We start from the raw sequence: 25,614 nt of genomic DNA, 5'->3' as shown, positions 1-25,614 counted from the left end.
CTCTGGGGGAATTGGCCAAAGGCCAAGGGGGCAGCGCCCCCCTTCCTTGCTAAACCTCTCGCGCCGCCGTTTCGCGCACCCGCTCGATCATCGCCCGTAATCCGTTTGATCGCTGTGCCGATAGATGCTCATTCAGCCCCAACCGTCCCAATTGCGCCCTTGCGTCCACCGCCATCACCTCGGCAGGTGTCAGCCCGTTATAGAGCGTGCGCAAGACCGCGATCAGCCCCGAAACAATCATCGCATCAGAGGCACCGTCAAAATGCAGCCGCCCGTCTTTCATCTCGGCATGAAGCCACACCTGACTGGCACAGCCATCCACCTTGGTCGCCGGAACGCAAAGCGCTTCTGGCAATGCCTCCATAGCCTTACCCTGATCAATCACATGGCGGTAACGATCCTCCCAATCCTCGAGAAATTCGAAATCCTCAACCAATTCTTCAAATTGCGCGGTGCTCATGGCCTGCTCCTGTGATGTCTTATCCGCTCTGAGGTATGCCTTTGCGGCACTCAGGTCCAGTGCTGCCTCTTTTCTTGTGCGCCTAGATGAAGTAGGTCACAAAGGAACGGCAGTATCATTCGGCAGGTCCCATGCGCATTTCACTTTCCGCCCTTCTCGTTGCATCTCTTACGCTTGGCGCTTGCGGCGGTTCTTTGAACCCTTTCGGCTGGTTCGGGCGAAGCACATCCGAAGTTGCCCCCCCCCAAGACGACCGGCCGGTGAATCCGCTTATCCCGACAGGCGGCGATCGGAGCCTTTTGAAAAGCGTCACAGGCATCGGGGTCGAACCTGTCTATAACGGAAAACCCTTCGGCGAAGTGGTCCAACTGGTGGTTGAGCGTCGCGATGGCGGGGCGATCGTCCGTGTCACCGGTCGCTCTGACCGTCAGGGCGTCTACGATGTACGGCTGACCACAATGAATGAAGACGAACAACCCGTAGACGGTGTGCTCACTTACCGTCTTGAAGGGCTTGAGCCGACCAATACCCGCGTGGGCAGCCCTGCCAGCCGTGAGGTGACAGTTGCGCGCAGCCTGACCGACCAGAAGTTGCGCGGCGTGCGTTCAATCCGGGTCGAAGGGCTGCGGAACTCCCGCGTGGTACGCCGCTAAAGACGCGCTGCACCTCGCGTCATCTTAGCGCGCAATCAATTGAATTATATTATAAATTTGTGCAGGCTTAGACCTGCACAACTTTGACTTCATTGCCAGCGGCGGTAAGCGCAATCTTACCCTCGCATAGCGCCAGCGCATCAGTACCGAATACCTCCATACGCCAGCCGCTCAACGCCTGCACATCCCGCGCACCCGAGGCAATCGAATCCAGATCAGCCGCAGTTGCGATCAATTTCGCCGCCACACCGGCGCTCTCGGTTTTCGCCTTCAGCAAGACGCGCAGGAGATCGGCTAACGCAGGGTTTACCTGCAATTTCTCACGACTGCGATCGGGTTGCGGTAGCTTGTCATTCGGACAGGCAACACCTTCGGCCACCGCTTTGAGAATACCCTCTGCAATCTCGCCCTTACGCGCATCGCGCAGCAAAAGCCGCGCGCGGCCCAGCTCTTCGTGGTTCTTAGGCTTGTTGGATGCAAGCTCGACCAGCGCATCATCCTTGTAGACACGGCTACGCGGGATGTTGCGTTCTTGGGCATATGCCTCCCGAAAGGCCGCCAACTCGCGCACAATTGCCAAAAAGCGCCCCGAGCTGGTGCGGGTTTTTACCCGCTTCCATGCATCTTGCGGGGCGGTGATATAGGTGTCCGGTGATGTCAGCACCTTCAGCTCTTCTGCGACCCAGCTGTGGCGGCCTGTTTTCTCGAGCTTGGCCGCAAGGAATTCATAGATCTGCCGCAGATGGGTTACATCCGCCAAGGCATAGCTTTTTTGGGCCTCTGTCAGCGGGCGGCGGGACCAATCGGTAAAACGCGATGTCTTATCCACGCCTTCCTTGGCAATCTTGCGCACCAGCGTTTCATAGCCCACCTGCTCTCCAAAGCCGCAGACCATTGCAGCAACCTGCGTATCAAACAGCGGTTCGGGAAAGACTTGCGCATCGACATAGAAAATCTCAAGATCCTGCCGCGCCGCATGGAAGACTTTGACCACGGATGTATCGCGGAATAATTCATAAAGCGGCTCGAGCGACAGGCCTTCGGCCAGTGGATCCACCAACACAGCACCGCTGTCATCAGTGCCCGGCATGGCAAGCTGCACTAGACACAGTTTAGAGTAATACGTCCGCTCGCGCAGGAATTCGGTATCAACGGTGACAAAGGGATGGGTTGCTGCCTCTGCACAGTACTCTGCAAGGTCTTGAGTCGTTGTAATCGTACGCATATCGCTAAATTCCTGTGGCTTACCCTAGCGGTACAACCTACGCGCGGGATTTACCAGTCAGCTTTGCAACATCACTGGTGTACGATCACCCGCTGCAAAGCGGCGCAGCACCGTAGGATACAGGCGGTGTTCCTGCACCAGCACACGCGCAGCAAGGGTTTCGGGCGTATCACCGGCTAAAACCGGTACTTCGGCTTGGCCTAAAATAGGGCCATCATCCAACGCCGCTGTGACTTCATGCACACTGCAACCATGTTTACTGTCACCAGCCTCCAACGCCCGGGCATGGGTGTGTAGGCCTTTATATTTGGGCAACAGCGATGGGTGGATATTAATCATCCGGCCGGTCCACTGTTCGATAAACCCACCCGTCAACACCCGCATAAAGCCCGCGAGGCAAATCATATCGGGCGCATAGGGTTCAAGCGCCGCTGAGATTGCCGCTTCAAATGCTGTACGGTCGCCTTTGAACGGGCGGTGATCTACGGCCACTGTCGGTACACCACGTTCGCGCGCGCGCTCCAGCCCACCCGCATCAGCACTATTGGCCAGCACCACGCAGGGCATACCTGCATGGCCGCTACGCGCCATATCATCCAGCAGCGCCACCATATTCGAGCCGCCACCGGACAGAAAAATCGCAACCCGCTTCATTAAACGAGGCTACCCTCATAGGTCACACCTTCGTCTTCGGTCACCTTGCCGATTACGAAAACAGTCTCACCCGCGTCCTCAAGCATCTTGCGCGCGGCATCTGCTTTGTCGGCAGGCACAACAGCAATCATGCCAATGCCGGAGTTATATGTCTTGAGCAGCTCGGTCTCATCCATACCGCCATGCGCTGTCAGCCAGCGGAAGACAGGTGGCAGTTCCCAAGCATTCAGATCAATCTGCGCGCCCATCCCGTCAGGCAGGACACGCGGCAGGTTTTCTGTCAAACCGCCACCGGTAATATGGGCCAGCGCATTCACCAAACCTGCGCGGGCAGCCTCAAGCGTCGATTTCACATAAAGCTTTGTGGGCGTCAGCAACACTTCACCCAATGTACCGGCATCCCATGGGCACGGGTCATCCCAGCTTAGGCCCGAATGCTCAACGATCACCCGCACAAGGCTGTAGCCGTTGGAGTGCACTCCATCGCTGGCCAGCCCCAACAGAACATCGCCTGCGGCCACATCGCGGGGCAAAGTGCCGCCACGCTCCATCGCGCCAACACTGAACCCTGCAAGATCAAAATCACCCTCGGGGTACATGCCCGGCATTTCAGCGGTTTCGCCACCGATCAACGCACAACCAGACAGTTCACACCCTTTGGCGATGCCTTCGATGATGCGGGCAGCCACATCAAGGTCAAGCTTGCCAGTGGCAAAATAGTCCAGGAAAAACAGGGGCTCTGCGCCTTGGCATACCAGATCGTTGACACACATGGCCACCAGATCAATGCCCACGCCGTCAACATTGCCGGTATCGATCGCGATGCGCAGCTTGGTGCCGACACCGTCAGTCGCTGCGACGAGAACCGGATCATCATATCCGGCCCCTTTGAGGTCGAACAACGCGCCAAAACCACCCAGACCGGACATCACCCCCGGGCGTGAGGTGCGTTTGGCGGCCGGTTTGATCCGTTCCACCAGTTCGTTTCCGGCGTCAATATCCACCCCTGCGTCTGCATAGGTGATCCCGTTTTTCTGGTCGCTCATAGCTTTATGTACCGTTTGCCCGTTTGCGTTGCACACCCGATACCGCAGATGCGCACCGTGAGCAATGCAATCACACAAGCGAACTGCCGTCTTGCCCGCGCTGGCCGCATAAATGCAAAAGGGAAGGCCCGCTCGGCCCTCCCTCCCGCCTGGATGGGATCAGGCTTGCGCTGGTTCCAGCTCGACCGACCAAAGCTCGATATCCGCGCTATCCATCAACCGCACGGTCATCACCCCCGTATCTGCCGCAATGTCGACCTTGCCAAAGAATTGCATCCCATCACTGGGAGGCAGGTTCGCCTGCCCTTCCTCGGGGTGTTTGGCAAAACGCACTTCGGGCCCGAAGGTATTGTCATAGTCGGAGGGGCCAAATGTGCCTGCATGCAGGGGGCCGGACACAAACTCCCAGAATGGGTCAAACTCCTGAAATACCGCACGATCAGGAGAGTAATGATGCGCTGCAGTGTAATGCACATCCGCAGTGAGCCAGACAGTATTCAGGATTTCAGCCGTTTTGATAAACGACAACACGGCTGCAACGTCCTTTTCACGCCCCAGAACCGGACCATCCCCGTTTGTCCCGTTTTCCATATTGGCTTCGCCGTCGCGCACCATCATGCCAATAGGCATATCAGAGGCGATGACCTTCCACGTAGCCGTTGAATTAACCATCTCGCGCTTGAGCCACGCAAGCTGCTCTGCTCCCAGATAGGGCGTGCCTTCGGCTTCGGTATTGGCCGTGTTGTCACCACGGTAGGTGCGCATGTCGATGATAAAGATATCCAGCAACGGCCCGTATGACACCTTGCGATAAACGCGATTCGGCTCTGCAAGGTTCTGACGTGTCGGCATCATCTCGTGGAACGCATGTGCCGCGCGGGCCGATAGCGTCTGTAGGGATTTGACCGTATAGCGATCATCCGCTGCCAGCACCTCGTTCGGGTACCAGTTGTTGGTCACTTCATGATCATCCCACTGCGCAATGATCGGCACATTGGCGTTGAAAGCACGCACATTGCGATCCAGATAGTTATACAGATGCTGCCCGCGGAATTCATCCAGCGTCTCGGCCACTTTGCGCTTTGCGGGGGTGACAATATTCTTCCACAGGCTCCCGTCGTCCAGCGTGACTTCCTCCTGCATGGGCCCATCCGCATAGACGGTATCCCCCGAATGCAAAAAGAAATCAGGGCTGTGGCCCTGCATTGTGGCATAGGTCGTCATGCCGCCACGGTCCTCATCAATACCCCAGCCCTGCCCCGCAGTATCCCCCGACCAGACAAAGCTCACGTCCCGGTTGCCCATGGGCGCAGTGCGGAAGGTGCCTGTGGTAGGCTCGGACATTGTGCCATCGGCCAGATCGGTCATCGTCACGCGGTAAAAGATATCCTGATCGCTGGGGAGCCCCGTCAAGGCCAGCTTGCCCGTGTAATCGGACGGCGATCCAACTGCCAAAGCAGGCACTGCCCGTGCATCTGTCATGCTTTCCGAGGTGGCCCATTCCACCAGCATCTTGGCCTCACGGTCAGCACGGCTCCAGATGACGGCACCGTCATGGGCGACATCACCCGACATAACTCCGTGGGTAATTACAGGGCGCGCGCTCGCCCGCGACAAGGACGGCACCGCCAATGAGGCACCAAGGGCGGCAGATCCAAGAAGGGCATCGCGGCGTGTAAAAGAAATACGTGGCATGTGAACGCTCCAGAGCTGTTGATACAGCCTGCTGTGTCCGCCTTGCCAGTAACGGTTCATTGACAGGGATATGACAGCTTGATGAAGTTTTGTGCCCGCACATACCGGATATCACAAAAATAGACGGCCAATGCGCAATCGCACAGCCAGAAAAACGGAAGGTTTGAGAATAGGCGGTTTCAGCTAAGTCGCTGAAAATGTTGGTAGGCCCGGCAGGACTTGAACCCGCAACCAAAGCGTTATGAGCGCTCTGCTCTAACCAGTTGAGCTACAGGCCCGCCTGGTGCTTGGGTATTGCGGTCGCTTTTCCGCGTCAAGAGGGGATGCGGGATAAATGCTTAATTACGGATCGGACTGACGTACCAGTTAACCTTCATCTCCACGACCGTTTCGTCCTTCGCGTTGCGAATATCGATCTCTACATCAAAAGCCACCTTGCCATCACGATCAATCAACGCCATCAGATCAGCGCCCTTGTGCGATGTTGTTGCTGTCGCATAAAGCGTACCTTCGGCGAACTTTTTATAGGTAATTTCCGCCATCGCAGCGACCGGGCGCATCTGCAAAATAACCGGTGCCAAAGCGCCGGCTACAGCAGCGCCCGATGCCGCCTCGCCCAATGTGAACATCGCGCCTGCGTGCTGGCCCTTGATATGGTTTTCCGTATCCCGACGCTGCGCCAGCCGCGCTTTTGCACTGCCGTCCGAGATCTCGAGCAACTCGACACCTGTGTGGGTGGCATAAGGGACTGCCTGGCCCAGATGGGCTTTGATCAGCTCGTAAGGATCCATAACTCACTCCAATCTGAGGTTGAAATATGATGACACAACCAAGTAACCAGTCAACGGCATGAGCGGCTTACCGCCCGACAACGATATCGGCACGAAGCCCGCCCAACCGCTCGGATACGCCAAGGCGTAAAACGCCACCGTGGCTTCGCGCCACGTCCACAGCGATCGCCAGCCCCAGACCTACGCCGCCGCCCTTATCTTGATTGCGTGCAGGGTCCAACCGGGTGAAGGGGCGCGTGGCCTGTTCGCGTTGTGCTTCGGGAATACCCGGACCATCATCCTCAATCCGAATACGCAGGGTTTTATCGGTCAACATGACCGAAACCTCGGCCCGCGCGCCATAGCGCACACCATTGGAAATCAGGTTATCGACGGCGCGGCGCATGGCAACCTCACGCATGACGACCGGCCCCTGCCCCTCACCCTCTGCGGTGAGCAAGGTGACATCACGCCCGCCGCGCTGTGCTTTTTCCACGATATCAGCGATCAGGACATGCGGATCAACGGACGCGGGTTCCCCTTCGGCAGCACCTTTGGCAAAACTGAGGAATTCATCCAGCATCCCCTGCATATCCGCCACATCGCGCAGCATTGGCTCCGCTTCCTCATCATCCAGCATGGACAGACCCAGCCGCAAGCGTGTCAGCGGTGTGCGCAGATCGTGGCTCACCCCCGAAAGCATGAGGGTGCGCTGTTCAATATGCCGCTCAATCCGGTGGCGCATGTCCAGAAAGGCACTGCCCGCCGCACGCAGCTCAATCGCGCCGGCAGGCGTATAAGGAACATGCTGCCCCCGCCCGAATGCCTGCGCCGCACGGGCAAGCCGCTTGATCGGGCGCAATTGCTGGCGCAGGTAAATCCGCGCCACAAACGTCAGAATCAATCCGAAAAATATTGTGTAAACGAACATCTGATGTGGATTGCTGGCCGATATGCGCCGCCGCTCAAACCCCAACGCGAACAAGCCCTGATTGTTCTGCACAAATACGGTGACGCTTTTGTCGTCCCTCAAATCAACGCCCACGACCCCTTCGAGCATCTCGCTGAGCCTTGGGGTGAGAACGCTGCCCGAGTAGTCATACCACCGGCGCGCGGTCACAACGTCATCGGGATCTGCGGTTGCAAAAGTGATATCCAGCGGCCCAAGCTGTCGGGCTACGGCCTCTTTTGCTGCTTGAGGCGTAGGCTCGGCCTGTGCCACCTGCATCACCAGCCGCAGCTCGCGCACCACCGTATCAGTCATCTGATGGGTCACGCCTTCAAAGTGGCGCTGTGCAAAAATGACCGTGACAACAAGCTGCAAGATCACCACTGGCAACAGAAGGATCAGCGTGGCGCGCCCGTAAATGCCCCGCGGCATATAGCGTTTGAGATAGTCTTGTAACATGGGCTAAACCTAGGCCACCCCCCCTCCAAGCGAAAGGCCAAACCTGTGCAAGCCCCCGATGCCTTTGATCCCCCTGTTGGCGAGGTGATTACTCTCGAATCCGGTCTCCGCCGGATTGTGGCCCCCAACCCTTCCCCCATGACCTATCGCGGGACCAACACCTATCTACTGGGCACGCGCGGTCTGGCTGTCATTGACCCCGGTCCACAGAACCCCCAACATCTCGAAGCAATCCTTGGCGCACTAGGGGCCGAACAATATATCAGCCACATCCTTGTCACCCATACGCATCTTGACCACTCACCGCTGGCCGCCGACCTTAAGGCCCGCACTGGTGCACAAACACTCGCCTTTGGCCCGGCCCAAGCCGGCCGCTCATCCGTCATGCAGGCCTTGGCCGCGACAGGCATGGCCGGTGGTGGTGAAGGTGTTGATACCGCCTTTACCCCCGATCAGTGCCTTACGGACGGTGAAATTATCTCCGGCGATGGCTGGACCCTGCGCGTCATTCACACGCCGGGCCATATTGGCAATCATATCGCGCTGGGATGGGGCGATGTGTGCTTTACCGCAGATCACGTGATGGGCTGGGCCTCTTCGCTGGTCTCTCCGCCCGACGGCGACCTTACCGATTTCATGTCCTCTTGCGCCAAGCTTCAGACGGACCCGTGGCGCGTATTCTACCCTGGTCACGGCGCGCCGATCGACTCACCTGCGCAGCGACTGGAATGGCTTATCACCCACCGCCGCAACCGCGAGGCACAGATTCTGACCCTGCTCCACAAAGCGCCACAGTCCGCACCCGCACTTGCCCGCGCTATTTATACGGAAACCCCCGAGGCCCTACTGGGTGCCGCGACACGCAACGTGCTTGCCCACCTCATTGATTTACACCAACGCGACCTCGCCGATTGCAATTCCCCCCTCTGCGAAACAGCCATTTTCAGCCCCTCTCAAGAAAAATGAACTTTTTTTTGCAAAAACCGGTCAAAAGCCTCTGGACGCCCAGAATCCTCGGCGCTATACGATGCAGACCGTTCCGACGTAGCTCAGCGGTAGAGCAGTTGACTGTTAATCAATTGGTCGTAGGTTCGATCCCTACCGTCGGAGCCATTAAATCTTATATACCTGATTTATATGGCAGTCCCCCCCCCTTTTTTCGAGGAGTTAGTCGCTTGGCACAAAACCTGTCCTTCCTCTTGGCACAGGCGTCGCAAACTTGGGCATCCCGGTCACATCACAACTTCATCTCGAAAACCGAAAAACCGGTTTTCATTGGCGTAGACGCCTTGTTGAATGATGCCGGCTGGCAAGTGAATAGCCTTGGCGCCCTTTTGGATCGACGATTGCAAGAATAGAAAAACGTTGGGTTGATCAAACAGCCACCAGATGCCCTCCCCCCAATGAGCGGTACTTTAGAAGTTCGGGAGATTGCCCTTTTTCTACAATCGGGCTTCGCAGCTCATATCCATGCCCTTCGCGTGGGGGAAGCACACGATCAGGATCCGGGAATGGTGCTGCAGCAATGAGTCGCCGCGTGTACGGATGCTGTGGATTCCCAAAGACTTGTGAACTGGAACCCAGCTCGACGATTTGCCCCAAATACATGACCGCGACGCGATCTGCGAAATTCTCTACGACGGCCATGTCATGTGATATGAATAGATAGGACATACCAAGCTCGGCCTTCAACTCTTGTAAAAGCTCCAGGACCGTTGCCTGTACAGATACATCCAGAGCCGAGACACTTTCGTCGGCGATTATCAGTTTTGGGTTCAGAGCTAAGGCTCGCGCGATGCATATCCGCTGGCGTTGCCCTCCGGAAAATTCGTGAGGGTAACGATCGAGCGCTTCTGCGCCAAGGCCAACACGCTCAAAAAGCTCGGCGGCACGTTTTGTGCGGCTTTCGGCCGTGCCTATGTCGTGGATTACCAAAGGCTCTCGCACCAAATCCCCTACTGTCATACGGCCATTCAACGCGGCCATGGGGTCTTGGAAAACCATTTGCATGGCGCGGGTATTAGCTAATTGAGATGCGCGGTCGCGCAGAACAGGTTTACCCTCTAGTTTTATGATGCCTTGATGAGGCACAAGACCCGTTAAGGCGCGCGCTACAGTGGATTTTCCGCAACCACTTTCACCGACCACTGCGAAGGTTTCACCTGGAAAAATGTCGAAATTAATCTTTTCGACCGCATGAACACGGGCTTGTACCCTGTCGAGGACCCCACCACGTAGATCATAGGTGACTTTCAGATCTCTGGCTGAAATCAACGGCTGCAAGGATGTGTCCACCACGCTCTCACGCCCTTTTCCCATCCGCGGCACGCTTGAGAGCAGTTGCTGCGTGTAGGGCATCTTTGGCGCGGCGAACAAGGTACGCACGTCTGCTTCTTCAACCAGTTGACCTTTTTGCATGACAAGGACCCGGTCAGCCATTTCCGCAACAACCCCCATGTCATGGGTGATGAGGATCAACGCCATGCCCATTTCGGCAGTCAGTACACGCAACAGATCTAAAACCTCGCGCTGAACCGTCACATCCAGCGCGGTCGTTGGCTCATCCGCGATCATTACATCGGGGCGCAGTGCGATGGCCATCGCAATGACCACGCGTTGACGCATACCGCCTGAAAGTTCGTGCGGATATTGTTTGAGCCTGCGCTCAGGTTCGGTCAAGCGGACAGCCTTCAGGGCTTCCAAAGCGCGGATGCGCGCGGCGCGGCCAGACATCGGCTCATGGGCACGGATAGCTTCCGTCAACTGATCCCCAATCCGCATCACAGGGTTCAGCGCGGTCATTGGTTCTTGGAATATCATCGCGATGCGGTCACCACGTAGGCTTTGCATCTTGCTCTCTGGGAGCTTCGTCAGATCGGAGCCATCAAATATAATCTCACCGCCAGCGACATGCACCGCAGGCGGTGGCAGCAGCCCCATGATCGCCAATGACGTAAGGGACTTTCCCGATCCGCTCTCGCCAGCAATCGCCAATGTCTCTCCCCGCTTCAAATCGAAGCTGAGGCTTTGGACAAGTGGCACAATGCCCGCCTCGGTCCGTACCGAAATATCAAGTTGCTGCACGGACAGGACCGTGGGCTGTTCATCGGCGGCCACTGAGGCCGCCGAATTTATTTTAACACTCATGCTCATTCGAACACGCAGCGCGGGAAGTAGAAGGACACAATCCAGTTCGGCATATCAACAATCTCGGAAATGCGCAGATCGCCGCAGGTGGACACTAGCATATAAGCGTCAACAGCCGACAACCCTTGGGTTTTGCAGAGTAATTCCACCATCTGACTGACCGCTTCCTGCGCGCCTGTCATCAAGTCGGGACCGATACCTGTCGTGACCTCGTACCCTTTTGCATCGAGGTGATTGGTCACGGGACCAGGTGTGGTGAAACGCGGCATTTTCAGCCCCGCATCCTTGATCAGATCAAGCGTCACTGTCGCGTCCATCGGGCTTTCGATTGCGGTGCCACAGACCTCACCGTCACCTTGGGCGGCATGCGTATCGCCGATAGAGAACAACGCGCCCGCGACTTCAACAGGTAGGTACAATGTTGTTCCTGCTGCCAAATCACGAATATCGAGGTTTCCACCCACGCGACGTGGAGGCACAACCGAATGCAGACCCGGCTCAGCCAAAGCACAGCCGATGGTTCCCGCAAATGGCTTGAGCGGGACGCGCCCGTTCTTGCCAAACAACGCAGGTTCCAAAGTATCAGGATCGTATTTCCAGATTGTCAGCGCGGGATCTTCGAATTGATCTGCCAACAGCCCGAAACCCGGGATATTTGCAGTCCAACCAAAGCCGGACGGAGCAAAACCCTCAATCGTGATCTTCAACGCATCACCCGGTTCGGCGCCGTCCACATAGACGGGGCCAGAGACAGGATTAATCTTGCCAAAATCCATCGCCGCAACATCAGCAACTGTGCTGTCAGCCGTCAGCTGGCCAGCAGAGCTATCGTGGCATTTGAACTCGATTGTCTCACCCGGTGCTACCGTGATGGCCGGGACAAACGAGTTGTCCCAGCCAAAATGATGGCTTGCGCCGTGAATGGTGTAGTCAGGACATTTATTGCACATCGTTTACATACACATAGTCATAATTAACAGGGATCGAGACCGGATCGACATAGAGCTTGTCATCGCCGCCCATACGCTCGGACTTCATGGTATAGCGCTGTTCATTGAACACCGGCACCCAAGGCGCGTCTTCCATGACCTTCATATAGATATCCGACCACATTTTCAGGCGCTCATCTACTTTTGCTGGATCTGTCATGCTATCGGCCTCAATTGCCATCGCATCCGCGTCAGCGTTGCAATACCACGACCAATTCCAACCGCCCTGCACTGCCCCGTCACACCCCAAGATAGGGCCATAAAAGTTTGATGCATCGGGGAAATCCGCGATCCAAGCCATACCGCCTGACCAGATCATCGGCGCTTGATCCGCTTCGCCACCTGCCGCAATGACGCTGGCCTGTGCAAGGGACTGGATGGACGCTTTGATCCCGATCTTGGACAGGTCCTGCTGAATTGCTTGAGCGATGCGCGGGTTGGGATCAGTATTCATCACAAACAGCTCGGTCTCGAACCCATCCGCAAAACCGGCGTCAGCCAACAAGGCCTTGGCCGCGTCAGGATCATAGGCATAGCCTGCATAACCCTCGGTATAGCCCGGCATGGAGGGTGGCAGCGGCTGGGTCGCTGGTACAGCTCGGCCATTGATGACTTGGGTAATGCGCTCTTTGTTGATCGCCATGTTGACTGCTTTGCGCACATCAACATTGTCGAATGGAGGCATTTTTACATTCAATGTGATGTAGCCCGTATGTAGCTGACCACCTTCGATCACGCGTGCTGCTTGATCTGGGTCACCCATCACTTCTTGGAATTTGGCAGGTGGAATGCCATCGCCGGGAACATCCACTTCACCATTCTGGAGACGCAGCAAAGCGACGATAGGCTCCTGCCCGACTTCGAATGTTACGCTGTCCAGATACGGCAGACCATCGCGCCAGTAATCTTCGTTCTTGGCGAAGACCAGCTTTTGACCAATGGTCCAATCTGCCAGCTTGAATGCGCCTGTGCCCATTGCGGTCTTGCCAAAATCGGCACCAGCCGCTTCTACCGCTTCTTTCGCAACAACCGACGCAAAGTTCAGCCCCATCACATGTAGGAAGGTCGCGTCAGGGCGCGATAGCGTGATTTCTACCGTTTGGTCATCAACTACTTTGACGCCGGAAAGGTCTGTTGCCTCACCGGAAGATACCGCATCATACCCCGCGATGGAGCCAAAGAAGCCTGCGCCGGGGCTTTGTGTTTTTGGATCAGTCACACGGTCCAGCGAGTATTTAACATCCTCTGCCGTCATCACGCGACCGTTGTGGAACTTCACGCCCTCACGCAGCTTGAAGGTAAACACCATGCCATCATCTGAAATGTCGTAGCTTTCGGCAAGACCTGGGCGCAACTCGGTTGTGCCCGGTTCATAGTCCATCAGACCGTCATAAAGCGATTTGATCATGGACCAGTTCTGCCAATCATAGCCAATAGCGGGGTCCAGTGTGGCTACGTCATCTTTGTAAGTGACGGTGATATTACCACCGGATTTCGCATTTGGATCGAGGCTGGAGTCGCTTTGTGCAGCCGCCAACTGTGGCAGGCCGAGTGCAGCTACGAGAGCCGAGGTTGTAAGCAGTTTCTTCATTCAGATTTACTCCTGTTGGGTTGGTATTTTTAGCGAACCTTGATCCGCGGGTCGGCAAACAAAGACGCGATATCCGCGACCAGATTGCCAATGACGATGGCGCAAGCTGAAACCAGCGTGACGCCCATGATGATCGGGATGTCCACGCGCTGAATGGCCTGCCACGCGAGCTGACCGATACCCGGCCAGCCAAAGACAGATTCAACAACGACGATCCCCCCCATAAAGATGCCCACATCGATACCGATCATCGCAATAATCGGCAGGATCGCGTTTGGCAGCGCGTGACGCATGAGGACGCGCATACGGCCAAGCCCTTTGGCCCGCGCGGTACGGATGAAATCCTGCCGAAGCACATCAATCATCGAAGAACGCATCATGCGGCTGTACCAGCCTGATCCAAGGATCCCCAAAGTGATGGACGGCAAGACCAGATGCGCAAAAGTCCCATAGCCGCCAATCGGGAACCAACGCAGCTGTACGGCGAATACATAAAGCATCAGGAGGCCCACAACGAATTGCGGTGCCGACACACCGATGAAGCTGGCCATCATCAGACTGTTATCGGTCGCTGTCCCACGGCGCAGCGCAGCCACCACACCCATCGTGATGCCCAGGATCAGCTCACAAACAATTGCGCCCAACATCAGCAACAACGATGCCGGCAATCGAGAGGCGATCAACGTGCTGACTTCCGTCTTTTGCAGATATGAACGTCCAAGGTCACCCTGAACAAGGCTTCCGAAGTACCGCGCATACTGAACGATAAAGGGCTTATCGAGACCAAGCTGAGCTCGAATGCTCGCGACGGTTTCGGGAGTGGCTGAACGGCCAGCGATTTGGCGCACAGGGTCCGCAGGAAACAAATACAGCAGCGCAAATGTGATGAACGAGACACCCAGCAGAATGAATACAGACTGGATCAGACGTTTGACAATAAATGCAAGCATTACACGCGACCCCGCTGCGTAGGGTCAAGCACATCGCGCAGAGCATCCCCCACAAGGTTGAACGCCAGAGCCAATGTGACAATCGCTAATCCCGGAAAGAACACCAACCAAGGAGCCGCTTGGAAATAGGTTTGGTTTTCGAAGATGATATTGCCCCAACTCGGCGTCGGAGGTTGGACCCCTACCCCCAAAAAGCTGAGTGTTGCTTCGAGCAGTACGGTGGTTGAAATACCCAGCGTTCCCCAAACGATGATTGTCGGTGTGAGATGCGGAAGGATATGGCGAAACAGAATGCGGATATTGCCCGCACCCAAAGTGCGTTCGGCCGCGATGAATTCACGCTCTGACAGGCTGGCGGTCTCTGCATAAAGAACGCGCGCCGTTTGCACCCAGTTCACAGTCGCGATGACCATAGCCACAATCCAGAGTGAAGGCTGGAAAATCGCAGCTAAACAAATCGCCAAAAGCAATGCCGGAAAGGCCATCATCAAGTCGGTGAAGCGCATTAAGACACTCCCCCAGAGACCACCGAAATAACCGGCCGTAACACCCACAAAAGTACCGATGATAAGAGCGACGCCATTGGCGACCAAACCGATGATCAATGACGTGCGCGCGCCGTATAGAATCCGCGTCAACAGATCACGGCCCAACAGGTCTGTCCCCAATGCAAATTGCGCGCCAGGTGCCATAGGCGCGCCTTGCATCGTCAGCCCGTCAAACATCTGATCGTTCGGCTCATAAGGTGTCAGGTAAGGCGCGCAGATTGCGCCAAACAAGGTAAGAAAAATCAACGCCATCCCGAACAAGGCCAGTTTGCGTTTTCTCAGGCGTTGCCAGACTGAGGGTGGCAACAGCGCAGGGGTGGTCTCAGCTAATGCCACGGTTTTCTCCTGTCGCCTCTTTGTGTTTCACGATCTGCACTGCGGCGTCTTCCATTGTCATTTTCCAAGCCATCGCAAGCTGGCGTAAATCGTCATATGCCGTCTCTTCCGAGCCAGTCTTTTTCGCCAAAAGCGATACGGCCTGCACAATGGTTTGGCGGGCAGACAACCGATCCCGCAGGGCACTGACCTCCGCCAACAGAGCCTTTCTGCGCTCAAAAGACTGGCGCGCCATAAGCAGCGAGGCAAACACGCCACTGGCGGCCAAAGGCTTGACCAGCAACGCGTCCGCTCCGGTTCTGGAAGCCCACTCAATGCGCCCCGGTGCTTCTGATCCGACAAGGGCAATCATCGGCATAGGCGATTGTCCGGCAGGCCATGGAAACTGTTCATCATGGCCCGCATCAGTGTCATACAGAATGAAATCAGCAGTGATTGCAGAGGTAGGCAACAGCGGCCAAGCAACCTCAACCTCCAAGCCGATCGCACGCAACTGGCGCAGCAAAACGGGCAAACGGTCATGATCGGGATGCAGGACAATCGCCCGCGCGCCCTCCAATCCCGCGATGTCGATACGCTTGCTCATGCCTGCACCACAGACAAGGTGGGGCTATCAAATTGCGGGTGACGCGAAGGCCGCGTGAGATAGGGATCGGGCGCGATATCTGACCAACTATGGAGGATTTCAAACGCACCATTGCGGACCTGTGCGATGTGCACATCAAGGGTCTTGTGTTGCGTGGCAGGGTCAATACCGTAACGGCCACCATGTTCGGCCAAATAGCTGTCAAATGAGCCACTGACACCTTGGGCAAGCACGGAAGCCAAGGTGAGGACTGACTGATAGGCAGTCCGCTCCAACGACGACCCCCGACCATCGGCGGTTGGCATCTTACAAAAAGATGGACCGACAGAGATAAGCCCTTCTGCTGCATCACCCAGCGCTGGCAGCTCTGCCTCGGTCAGATTGCAGGACAGCAACGGGCAATTTCCCGGCGCAAAATGCGGATCTCGGTGCCCTAATTCAGCATAGGCCTTGATGAAGGCATAAGAGGATGCGCCAACCAGAGAATTGAGAATGAACTTGGGCCGGCTCCGTTCAATGTCGCTGATTAAGCTGTCAACAGATGTGTCCCCCAACGGAAGGTAGCGTTCGCCCAAGACCGCTCCACCCGACGCCTCAAGGCGTGTTCGCATCACTCTGCAGGTTTCCCAGCCCCAGATATAGTTGGACCCGACGAGATAGGCAGACATACCAAAATGGCGCATAGCCCACCCCAAGATTGGTAAAATGTTCTGGTTTGTAGCCGCATGTGAATAGACAACACGCGCTGATGTCTCGAACCCCTCGTAGGGTACATTGTACCACAGCGTCGCATGGGCACGGTCAAGCTCGGGAATAACTTCTTTTCTGCTTGAAGACGTAACGCAGCCTACCACGTGTTTGGCGTCCGATGTGTTCAGAATATCCGCGCACATGGGCGCATAGTTTGTGAGGTCACCGGCTGGGTCACGGACAACAGGGTTAAAGATTACCGGTAATGCGCTGTCTGAATTCACGTCATCGATTGCAGACATCGCCCCTACAAACAACGGTTCGGACAGCAGCTGGTAGGTCCCCGACCGGGAGTACAAAACACCAATATCAAAGTTCTCGGACATGGATTCCCCATAAAAAAAAGCCCCGACGCAGCAACTAAAAGTTACTTTTGTCGAGGCCCGGATGCCTGATTGGCGATTGCCAATGCGTGATCTGATTTAAGAACGCACTTCAGCGTTGGGACAAAATGGGATCAATCGCAATTTGTAATTTTAGTTTTTTGTGAAAAAGTCTGAACCCTAAGTTGCATTGCCCGATATTTAAGCGTGATGCAGGAGCTATAGAGCCCCCAAAAAAGCACAAAGCTGACCCGTTTCATATGTTAAGGTAGCATCCCTCGGAAGAAAAACTCCAAAAGATCCCGTCGCAAATCCACAGGAATCGTTGATCTGAAGCTTTCTCTGGGGCGGCCGGCCTCAGTATAGCGCTTTTAATGTTCCGTAAGATCAGTAAGGGGAGCCATATTGTGCTTGAATGACTGGAAAAACGGAAAATAGCGCCGTAGGGGCCATGTTCTGCCGGAAGAATCTTACCCGCTCCCTCTCGGGGTCATGCTTTGTATAACCCTTCCCGACAGTGAACAGCGCCGTTTGCACCATCAAAAACAAGCCGCATGATCAATCACAAAAACGGCCCGAGCTTCCAATGCTCAGGCCGATCTGATGTTCGAATTTATATGACGACGTGCAGTTAATTCTGCTCAAGGTGCAAGCCACACTCGCGGTTTTGGCCGAAGAAACGCGTGTCTTCTTCGCGCATGCCTTCTTCAAGCTTGGTTGTCGTATGTGTGTCACCCACACTGACATAGCCTTGCTCCCACAGCGGGTGATAAGGAAGGTCATGCTCTTTTAGATACATATGGATGTCGCGGTTGCTCCAATCCACGATCGGGTGGAATTTTACACGGCCATGTTGGAACTCAAGGATCTTCCGGTCAGCACGGCTGTCGGCCTGCGCACGACGCAATCCGCTGTACCATGTCCCTGCCCCGACAGAGGACATCGCACGCTGCATGGGCTCGACCTTGTTCATTGAGTTGTATTTTTTCAGGCCGTCCTCGCCCTGTTCCCACAGATTGCCAAAGCGGGCTTCTTGCCATGCCGCACTCATTTCCGAGCGAAAGACATGCAAATTCAGCTTCAGCCGCTCTGTCAGGTCATCCACAAAGCGGTAGGTTTCAGGGAACAGATAACCCGTATCAAACAACAAAACAGGGATTTCCGGCATTTTCCTGGTCATCATATGCAACATGACCGCAGACTGGATACCAAAACTGGACGACACAACGTGATCGCGCGGCAGGTTTTCCAACGCCCACTCAACCCGAATTTCCGCCGGTTGCTGCTCTAACCATTCATTCGCGGCTGAGAACACCTTTGGGCCCTCTGCAACGGTCTTTGAGATAATTTTTTTATTAGCCTGGGTCACAACAATTCTCTCCTGCTACGTAGCTTCAATGTCAAAGCTTTGTATCCTTGCCCCCATATATCAAAGCATGAGGGCTGCGTTACAATACGGCCGCGCCCGGAAAGAAACGAAGTGGTAAAACCTTTCCCGTTTCCGAAACAAGCACCCTGATTTCCTAGAAAAACCGGAAAAATATCTACCGCATGGTGACTATATTTACCGGCATTACATGCGTCATCCAGCAAAAGCCGGAGCTTTGCCGGGTCTTAAGCTATCGGTAATTCCGGATAATTTCGTTCAGCTGTCCGACTACTGAGCGGCTAGAATCCAGCGAGCAGCCTTTTCCGCAATCATGATTGTTGGTGAATTGGTATTGCCGCTGGTGATTTCAGGCATGACCGAAGCATCTACCACACGCAGCCCGGCCACCCCCTTGAGCCGGAGAAAAGGATCAAGCACAGCGGTGGGATCGTCAGCGTGTCCCATTTTTACCGTACCGACAGGGTGAAAGATCGTGCTGGCAATATCACCGGCCAGCCGCGCCAGATCTGCATCGTTTTGATATTGCACGCCCGGCTTGAATTCCTCCGGCGCATAGCGCTCCATTGCCGGCTGGGCCATAATCTTGCGCACCTGACGCAGGCTTTCCGCGGCCACTTTTCGGTCCTCTTCGGTATCAAGATAATTCGGTGCAATCTTTGGCGCGTCGCGGAAGTTTCCCGAGGCAATGCGCACATGGCCGCGACTGGTCGGGTTCAGGTTGCACACGCTCACCGTCATCGCCGGAAAGCGGTGCAAATCCTCACCAAATGCCTCAAGGCTAAGCGGCTGCACATGGTATTGCAGGTTCGCATGGGTCCGTGCGGGATCGGACCGCGTGAATGCACCTAACTGGCTGGGCGACATGCTCATGGGGCCGGAGCGTTTGAAAAAATATTCCAGCCCGATCTTTGCCTTACCAAGCATGGAATTGGCCAGCGTATTCATCGTTCTGGTGCCGTTTACCTTATACACGGCCCGAATTTGCAAGTGGTCTTGCAGGTTTTCACCCACATAGGGCTGGTCCAGAACCACGTCGATATTATGCTGTTTCAAAACCTCCGCCGGACCAATGCCCGACAATTGCAATATCTGGGGCGAGTTTATCGCACCTGCGCATAGCACTACTTCTTTTGAGGCCGTAACTGTGACCGACCGGCCAGCGTGCTGTACTTTGGCCCCCAGACAACGCAACGCGCCAGCCGCATCTTTTGCGCAGGTCAGCTTTTCAACCTGCGACTGCGTCCAGATCGTCAGGTTCTTACGTTGCTTGGCAGGGCGCAGAAACGCCTTGGATGTATTCCAGCGCCAGCCGGACCGTTGGTTGACGTCGAAATACCCAACCCCGGCGTTATCACCGGTATTAAAATCTTCGGTATGCTCGATGCCTATCTGGTTGGCTGCTTGGGCAAAACTATCCAGCGCCTCCCACCGCAGCCGTTGTTTTTCGATACGCCATTCGCCCCCGTGGCCATGCATATCCGAAAAGCGGCTGTTATCCCCTGTCACCGGATTGGCACCGTCATCCAACTTGTAATGATCCTCATGGGCCTTGAAATCCGCCAGAGCGTTGTCCCAATTCCACGCGGGCTCATCGGTCAAAGCAGCCCAATTGTCATAATCCCGCGCCTGCCCGCGCATATAGATCATACCATTGATCGACGAACATCCCCCCAGTGTCTTGCCCCGTGGATACAGCAAACTACGCCCGTTCAGCCCCTTTTCGGCTTCGATCTTATACATCCAGTCCGCGCGCGGATTACCGATACAATAAAGATACCCAACAGGGATATGTATCCACGGATAAGTGTCCGCCTTACCCGCCTCTAAAAGCAGAACACGATTGGCCGGATCCGCGCTGAGCCGATTTGCCATCAGGCAACCCGCCGTTCCTCCGCCCACCACGACATAGTCGAACCCGTTTGTACCATCACCCATCATGTCCACCTGTTGCCGCCATCAATACCACGGTGGGGAGAACATCACGTTCAGCGGTGCATTCGGCGCAAACGAGCGCCGGCATTATCCAAACCTTTGCGCGGCCCTCCCGGCTCGCTATTGACCATGATTGGGTCCCAATCTCCCAAAAGGCTAATGACTTTTGCCACCGAGGCATATTACAAAAATTTATATGGAAAGAATTTCAAACGCTAACACGATCCTCGCCTTTGTAACCGTCGCGCGCGAAGGTAGTGTGTCGCGCGCCGCAGATGTGCTGAGCCTGACGCAACCCGCCGTCAGCCACCAAATCAAACGACTGGGAAAAGAGCTTGGCGTGACGCTTTTTGACCGCACCACCACCGGCGTGCAGCTTAGTGCGGATGGTGCAGCAATTCTGACCAAAGCAGAGCATGTGCTTGATGCGCTGTATGAATTCCAACGCAGCGCGCGCCAGCAATCGGGCCAGTTGAGCGGTAAACTGCGGCTTGGCACAATCGTAGATCCGGAATTCATCCGTCTGGGTCGCATGTTGGCCGGACTGCGTCACGACCACCCGAACATCGAAACCGAGCTAAGGCACGGCGTCAGCGGAGATATCATGCTGTGGCTCAAAAAAGGCCGGATTGACGCCGGTTTTTATCTCTGCGCGCCAGATGATCTGTCTCTTTTGGGCGCGGGTGGTGACGATGCAATCCATGCGATCAAGCTGGCAGATTTCAATTACCGCGTCATCGGCCCAGCGGGATGGCAGGATAAAATCGAGAATGCCGATTGGAACGCATTGGCGAAACTGCCATGGATCGGCACCCCCGAAACTTCGGTGCATAACCGGCTGCTGAATAAAGTATTCGCAGCCTCACCCACGCCTCGAAACCTTGCCGCATTGGTCGATCAGGAGGCTTCGATGCTGGAAATGGTACGCTCTGGCATCGGCCTGAGCCTGAGCCGCGAAGCAATCGCACTGCATCAACGACAAGCTTTCGGCCTATCCATATGCAATACCGTGTCCGTCCCCGCGTGTTTGTGCTTCGTGGCTTTGGCGCGCCGCATGGACAATCCCGTCCTCAAAGAAGTTTTCAAGGCGATGCGCACCTCTTGGTGACGGGCATAGGCGACCCGGTAAACCCCGCAGACCGGCCCGCTACCTCGGCCCTGCTACGCTGGGATTTTCGCCCAACATTGCGTAATAACGGTCTGTGCTGTTTTATTCTGGACCGTAAAATCCGTGTCTTCGGGCCCGCCGCCCTCAGGGTCGCTGAACCAGCGCCAGATCCAGACATCGCGGATCCCCCGCGCCTCAAGCGCGGAAAGCCAGTGTTTCAACACCTGCGCCTGAAGCGCCATATCAGGCGGTGAGACCCGCTCTTCGGCGCTTTCCCATGGCTTGAGGGCAGCCCCTTGCGCAGACCGGATACCGATTTCGGCAATCCAAACCGGTTTGCCAAAACTCCGTGCAACTGCTTCCACCCGATCCAATTGCTCGGCCATGGCACGGTCCCAATCACCAAAGGCATCATCCGCCCCCAAAACAGGGTAAAGCGATACGGCAACCGCATCCAGTTCCGGCCAAAACGCCACTTCCTCGGCTTCGTCTGCACCGTGGGCCACATACGTGATCCGACCAGAGAAGATATTGCGCACCTTGGCGATAATCGCCTTCCACTCGGACGCGCCGGACACACCGCGCAGCTCTGTGCCGATTACCAATACTTCCGCTTTGGCCTGCTCTGCCGTCTTGGCAACGTCTTGCAGAATTTCACCATAAGCCGCGTACCACCGCGATCTCGAAGTGGCCTCCGGCTCAATGGCCCCTGCCCAGCTTTCGGGCACCCAGACATGAGGCTTTACGATCGCTGCCAAACCAGCTGCATGCAACTGCTCCACTCCGGCAACAATGCGTTCTGGAGGCAGCGCATTGCCCATCTCGATATCGCCAGCATCAGCCGTTTCCTGCCACAAGAAAGGGATCACCGCCGCAGCCGTTGCCCCCGTACCTGCCAGCATCTCAATGCTTTGCTGTGCCGCCGCACTGCCAAAGGGCACTTCATCCGTTTCAACAAGGTTAAAACCACGCAAAGCCACTTGGTCCCCCTGCGCGGCAAATAACTGGCCAGCAGGCGCAAGCGCAGCCGCGCCAAAGGCAGAAAGAAGTGTTCGTCTATCAAACATAGGGTTGGTTAACGCGATTAGCCACCCAGCACAACATTACCCTACGCCACCCCCTATCAGGCCTCCAGCTCTGCATCCCAATACAGAAAATCCATCCAGCTGTCATGCAGGTGATTTGGTGGAAATTTGCGACCCAGATTACGAAGCTCTTCGGATTCCGGTTGGCGTGGCGGTTTGCGCAGTCTCAAATCTGTCTGATGCAACGCTTTGGAGCCTTTGCGCAGGTTGCACGGGCTACAGGCAGCGACCACATTTTGCCAGCTCGTCACCCCGCCACTGGCGCGCGGTACCACGTGGTCAAACGTCAACTCGCCCCTTGCACCGCAATACTGACAGAGAAATTCATCCCTCAAAAATAAATTAAAGCGCGTGAAGGCCACGCGCTTTTGAGGTTTTACATAATCTTTGAGCACAACCACTGAAGGGATGCGCAGGGTCGTTGTGGGCGAATGTACGCAATCATCGTACTCGGCCACAATATCCACCCTATCGAGGTATTTGGCCTTCACCGCGTCCTGCCAACTCCACAGTGACAGCGGATAGTAACTCAACGGTCTGTAGTCCGCATTGAGCACCAGCGCGGGCTTATGCTTTAGCCCGCCCGGACTTCGTGTAAATTCAACTCTAAAATCGCCGTCCATTCGCACGCCATCCCTTAGTCGTTTGAACTAACTATATCTCGTGGTTTGAAGCTGGCAAGTGTGTTGATGGCACAAGATGTCGCATTCAGGTCTATTGCCTGATTTTGCACCAACCCTGTACTACCGCATCGCATCGACTGACTTCTTTTGCCAAACCTCGTTGGTATGACAGATGTTTATCCACCAAACGTAACAGCAATTTGACAGCGCCCCGTTGTTACAGGTTGAGTTTGTCGCGCATAAACGCCAGCGCCACAGACAGGCCATCGGGTGCAATGCCGTGGCCGGTGCCCTTCATGACATGCGCAAACACGTCTTTCCAGCCAGCTTCCTGCAGCGCCTCTGCGGCTTCTGGCAGGGATTGCGGCGGCACGACATCGTCCTGATCGCCATGGATCAGCATGATCGGAGGACGCGAGACCGCTTCATCCGCCAAAGATTCAGGATTGAGCAACCGTCCCGAGATAGCCACCACGCCTGCCACTTCATCTTCGCGGCGCGCTGCGACATGCAGGCTCATCATTGTGCCTTGGGAAAACCCGAATAGCACAACCTGCTCGGGCAACACATCCTCATCCACCATCAGCGCATCAAGATAGGCATTGAGGTCATCCACCGCCTGCGCCATGCCGCGCGCGCTTTCTTCCTCGCTTGAGCCATCAATCCACGGGATCGGAAACCACTGATAGCCATTGGGCATACCGGGAATGCTTTCGGGCGCATCGGGCGCGATGAACAACGTATCGGGGAGATGCTCGCTCAACGGATCGGCAAGGCCCAGCAGGTCGGCACCATTGGCCCCATAGCCGTGCAGAAATACGACAACTGACCGCGTCTCGCCTGAAACCGGTTCGCGGCGCATCGAATTAAGGACTCGTGTCATGTTATGCCTTCCCGTTGTTTTTCAAATCGGTAGTAAGTGAACAAAAGCCGCGCTGCAACTGCCCGCCACGGCGACCACTGCACGGCCATCTGCGTCAGCGCACCCGCTGTGGGACGCTCGGGCAGCTCGAACAAGATCCGCGCGGCCTCTTGCAGGGCCAGATCACCGGGGGCAAAGACATCTGCGCGGCCCAGATTAAACATCGCATAGACTTGGGCCGTCCAGACGCCGATGCCGCTTACCGCGGTGAGTGTTTCGACCACCTGTGCGTCACTGGCGCTGCGCAACGCGACATAGTCAATGCGCGCCTCGGCCAGCGCACGGGCGTATTTCACCTTTGGACGGCTCAGCCCCACGGCACGCAGATCATCGTCGCTGGCGGCGCGCACAGCGCTCTCGTCATCCAGCCCCGCAGCCTGCACTCTGGTCCAGATCGCGGCCGCCGATGCCACCGACACCTGCTGGCTGACGATTTTGTTGAACAAAGCGCCAAAACCATCAGGTGCAAGGCGCAAGGGCAACGGCCCAATCTGTGAAAGGGCTGTGGCAAAACGCGGCTCGGCCTGTGCGAGCCATGCAGCCCCCTGTGCCACATCGGCGTCGCAGGTAACCCGTCCCGTCATAAACCCCGCACCCACTCCAACGCAGCCCCTACATCGGCCACACTGGCTGTGCCCTCCGGTGCAGCAGGCCGGTCGATCAGGATCACATCAAGGCCAAGCGCGTCCGCCGCATCCAGTTTCGGGCGGCTGGCCGCGCCACCAAGATTACGACAGATCAGGGTGTCGACGGACAGGCGTTTGAATAGCGCCTGCTCATCGTGTGCATTGAAGGGCGGATCACCAAACACCAGCTCGACAAAGGGATAGGGTGCCAAACGGCGATGCCGCCGCGTCTGGCGCAACAGCAAAACCTCACCGGCAAAGCCCGCATACCCCGACAAGCTGTCCCAACCGGTTGCGCAGAATACCCGCGCCCCTTGGGAAATGCGGGCATTGCCTTGCGCCACGTCAGGCACCCTGCACCAATGCGCCCTGCCCTGCGTCTCCCATGCGGGGCGCTCAAGCCGCAGATAAGGCAAATCCAATGCCTGCGCTGTGGCCACGGCCTGATGCGTTACGCTGCGGTCAAAGGTATGGCTTGCGTCCATCACAGCCGTAAATCCACCTTCAGCAACTGCCGCCTGCATCGCCGCCCCATCCGCGAAAGGGCGCAGCAGTGGGACCTGTGGCATCATCGCGCTGCCGCGTGGTGCCTCAGACAACCACGCCGTATATTGCAGACCTTGCTCCGAAAGCTGCTCGGCCAGATGTCGCGCTTCGAAACTGCCCGCGAGCAATAAAATATGAGGGGTCTTTGTCATGCACCTAGCTTTAGCTTGGCCTGCGCTGGACGCAAGGGGATGCAGGAGGGGTTGCCCAGCACCGCACCGCAGTTTAGCGATGGAACATAACCTAAGGAT

Annotated in this window: 24 protein-coding genes and 2 tRNA genes; 4 read left to right on the top strand and 22 right to left on the bottom strand. The window is 56.2% G+C overall.

Features of this window, described 5'->3' with window-relative positions; all coding sequences use genetic code 11:
* Positions 1-49 precede the first annotated feature (49 nt).
* Positions 50-460: a SufE family protein gene (locus ABJM03_RS10490; RefSeq protein WP_348417336.1), complete on the bottom strand. Its 411-nt coding sequence runs from the start codon at positions 458-460 to the stop codon at positions 50-52.
* A gap of 131 nt (positions 461-591) precedes the next feature.
* Between ABJM03_RS10490 and ABJM03_RS10485 the strand changes: the two genes are divergently transcribed.
* Positions 592-1,113, top strand: a complete 522-nt coding sequence (locus tag ABJM03_RS10485; protein WP_348417335.1) for a hypothetical protein — start codon at positions 592-594, stop codon at positions 1,111-1,113.
* Between the two features lie 67 nt (positions 1,114-1,180).
* Here the strand turns inward: ABJM03_RS10485 and rnd are convergent, their stop codons facing one another.
* From rnd to ABJM03_RS10450, 7 genes are all read right to left on the bottom strand, one after another.
* Positions 1,181-2,338 carry a ribonuclease D gene (gene rnd / locus ABJM03_RS10480; protein ID WP_348417334.1) on the bottom strand — a complete coding sequence of 386 codons (1,158 nt, stop codon included), beginning with the start codon at positions 2,336-2,338 and terminating at the stop codon, positions 1,181-1,183.
* Between the two features lie 57 nt (positions 2,339-2,395).
* Positions 2,396-2,992: a phosphoribosylglycinamide formyltransferase gene (purN, locus tag ABJM03_RS10475; protein WP_348417333.1), complete on the bottom strand. Its 597-nt coding sequence runs from the start codon at positions 2,990-2,992 to the stop codon at positions 2,396-2,398.
* Positions 2,992-4,038, bottom strand: a complete 1,047-nt coding sequence (gene purM, locus ABJM03_RS10470) for a phosphoribosylformylglycinamidine cyclo-ligase (protein WP_348417332.1) — start codon at positions 4,036-4,038, stop codon at positions 2,992-2,994. The genes purN and purM overlap by 1 nt, the downstream gene beginning before the upstream one ends.
* A gap of 159 nt (positions 4,039-4,197) precedes the next feature.
* A complete protein-coding gene (locus ABJM03_RS10465) occupies positions 4,198-5,733 on the bottom strand; it encodes an alkaline phosphatase D family protein (protein WP_348417331.1) in 1,536 nt (511 codons plus the stop codon).
* A 201-nt stretch (positions 5,734-5,934) separates the two neighbouring features.
* Positions 5,935-6,011: transfer RNA gene (locus ABJM03_RS10460), tRNA-Ile, on the bottom strand.
* A gap of 60 nt (positions 6,012-6,071) precedes the next feature.
* Positions 6,072-6,524, bottom strand: coding sequence for a DUF4442 domain-containing protein (locus tag ABJM03_RS10455; RefSeq protein ID WP_348417330.1), 453 nt, complete (start codon positions 6,522-6,524; stop codon positions 6,072-6,074).
* A gap of 67 nt (positions 6,525-6,591) precedes the next feature.
* Positions 6,592-7,911, bottom strand: a complete 1,320-nt coding sequence (locus tag ABJM03_RS10450) for an ATP-binding protein (protein WP_348417329.1) — start codon at positions 7,909-7,911, stop codon at positions 6,592-6,594.
* 45 nt (positions 7,912-7,956) lie between these two features.
* On the opposite strand from ABJM03_RS10450, the gene ABJM03_RS10445 reads away from it, so the two are divergent.
* Together ABJM03_RS10445 and ABJM03_RS10440 are read left to right on the top strand one after the other, a co-directional pair.
* Positions 7,957-8,877: an MBL fold metallo-hydrolase gene (locus ABJM03_RS10445; protein WP_348417328.1), complete on the top strand. Its 921-nt coding sequence runs from the start codon at positions 7,957-7,959 to the stop codon at positions 8,875-8,877.
* A 72-nt stretch (positions 8,878-8,949) separates the two neighbouring features.
* Positions 8,950-9,024 (top strand) — tRNA-Asn (locus tag ABJM03_RS10440).
* A 261-nt stretch (positions 9,025-9,285) separates the two neighbouring features.
* On the opposite strand, the gene ABJM03_RS10435 is transcribed toward ABJM03_RS10440, so the two are convergent.
* The 9 genes from ABJM03_RS10435 to ABJM03_RS10395 form a co-directional block, all read right to left on the bottom strand.
* Positions 9,286-11,064, bottom strand: coding sequence for an ABC transporter ATP-binding protein (locus ABJM03_RS10435; protein ID WP_348417327.1), 1,779 nt, complete (start codon positions 11,062-11,064; stop codon positions 9,286-9,288).
* Complete coding sequence (locus ABJM03_RS10430) at positions 11,061-12,008, bottom strand: acetamidase/formamidase family protein (RefSeq protein ID WP_348417326.1); 948 nt, start codon at positions 12,006-12,008, stop codon at positions 11,061-11,063. Before ABJM03_RS10430 ends, ABJM03_RS10435 begins: the two co-directional genes overlap by 4 nt.
* A complete protein-coding gene (locus tag ABJM03_RS10425; protein WP_348417325.1) occupies positions 11,998-13,638 on the bottom strand; it encodes an ABC transporter substrate-binding protein in 1,641 nt (546 codons plus the stop codon). The genes ABJM03_RS10430 and ABJM03_RS10425 overlap by 11 nt, the downstream gene beginning before the upstream one ends.
* 29 nt (positions 13,639-13,667) lie before the next feature.
* Positions 13,668-14,588, bottom strand: a complete 921-nt coding sequence (locus ABJM03_RS10420) for an ABC transporter permease (RefSeq protein WP_348417324.1) — start codon at positions 14,586-14,588, stop codon at positions 13,668-13,670.
* Positions 14,588-15,472 (bottom strand): ABC transporter permease, encoded by an 885-nt coding sequence (locus tag ABJM03_RS10415; protein ID WP_348417323.1) that lies wholly within the window; start codon positions 15,470-15,472, stop codon positions 14,588-14,590. Before ABJM03_RS10415 ends, ABJM03_RS10420 begins: the two co-directional genes overlap by 1 nt.
* Positions 15,459-16,058 (bottom strand): ANTAR domain-containing protein, encoded by a 600-nt coding sequence (locus ABJM03_RS10410; RefSeq protein WP_348417322.1) that lies wholly within the window; start codon positions 16,056-16,058, stop codon positions 15,459-15,461. The genes ABJM03_RS10415 and ABJM03_RS10410 overlap by 14 nt, the downstream gene beginning before the upstream one ends.
* Positions 16,055-17,134 (bottom strand): transporter substrate-binding protein, encoded by a 1,080-nt coding sequence (locus ABJM03_RS10405; protein WP_348417321.1) that lies wholly within the window; start codon positions 17,132-17,134, stop codon positions 16,055-16,057. The genes ABJM03_RS10410 and ABJM03_RS10405 overlap by 4 nt, the downstream gene beginning before the upstream one ends.
* Positions 17,135-17,762: 628 nt before the next feature.
* Entirely contained in the window at positions 17,763-18,446 is a 684-nt protein-coding gene (locus ABJM03_RS10400; RefSeq protein ID WP_348417320.1) for a phosphoadenylyl-sulfate reductase, read from the bottom strand.
* A 342-nt stretch (positions 18,447-18,788) separates the two neighbouring features.
* Positions 18,789-20,456 carry a GMC family oxidoreductase gene (locus tag ABJM03_RS10395; RefSeq protein ID WP_348417319.1) on the bottom strand — a complete coding sequence of 556 codons (1,668 nt, stop codon included), beginning with the start codon at positions 20,454-20,456 and terminating at the stop codon, positions 18,789-18,791.
* Positions 20,457-20,649: 193 nt separating this feature from the next.
* Between ABJM03_RS10395 and ABJM03_RS10390 the strand changes: the two genes are divergently transcribed.
* Positions 20,650-21,561 carry a LysR family transcriptional regulator gene (locus tag ABJM03_RS10390; RefSeq protein ID WP_348417318.1) on the top strand — a complete coding sequence of 304 codons (912 nt, stop codon included), beginning with the start codon at positions 20,650-20,652 and terminating at the stop codon, positions 21,559-21,561.
* Positions 21,562-21,614: 53 nt separating this feature from the next.
* On the opposite strand, the gene ABJM03_RS10385 is transcribed toward ABJM03_RS10390, so the two are convergent.
* The 5 genes from ABJM03_RS10385 to ABJM03_RS10365 form a co-directional block, all read right to left on the bottom strand.
* Positions 21,615-22,628, bottom strand: a complete 1,014-nt coding sequence (locus ABJM03_RS10385) for a hypothetical protein (RefSeq protein ID WP_348417317.1) — start codon at positions 22,626-22,628, stop codon at positions 21,615-21,617.
* 56 nt (positions 22,629-22,684) lie between these two features.
* The gene (locus ABJM03_RS10380) at positions 22,685-23,269 is read right to left on the bottom strand and encodes an HNH endonuclease (RefSeq protein WP_348417316.1); all 585 of its coding nucleotides are present in this window, start codon (positions 23,267-23,269) and stop codon (positions 22,685-22,687) included.
* Between the two features lie 217 nt (positions 23,270-23,486).
* Positions 23,487-24,152, bottom strand: a complete 666-nt coding sequence (locus ABJM03_RS10375) for an alpha/beta fold hydrolase (RefSeq protein WP_348417315.1) — start codon at positions 24,150-24,152, stop codon at positions 23,487-23,489.
* A complete protein-coding gene (locus ABJM03_RS10370; protein ID WP_348417314.1) occupies positions 24,149-24,775 on the bottom strand; it encodes a DNA-3-methyladenine glycosylase 2 family protein in 627 nt (208 codons plus the stop codon). Before ABJM03_RS10370 ends, ABJM03_RS10375 begins: the two co-directional genes overlap by 4 nt.
* Positions 24,772-25,515, bottom strand: coding sequence for a precorrin-6A/cobalt-precorrin-6A reductase (locus ABJM03_RS10365; protein WP_348417313.1), 744 nt, complete (start codon positions 25,513-25,515; stop codon positions 24,772-24,774). Before ABJM03_RS10365 ends, ABJM03_RS10370 begins: the two co-directional genes overlap by 4 nt.
* Positions 25,516-25,614 lie beyond the last annotated feature (99 nt).

The organism is Sulfitobacter sp. (assembly GCF_039977885.1).
GTDB lineage: Bacteria > Pseudomonadota > Alphaproteobacteria > Rhodobacterales > Rhodobacteraceae > Sulfitobacter.
This window is presented reverse-complemented; position numbering and strand designations above follow the sequence as displayed.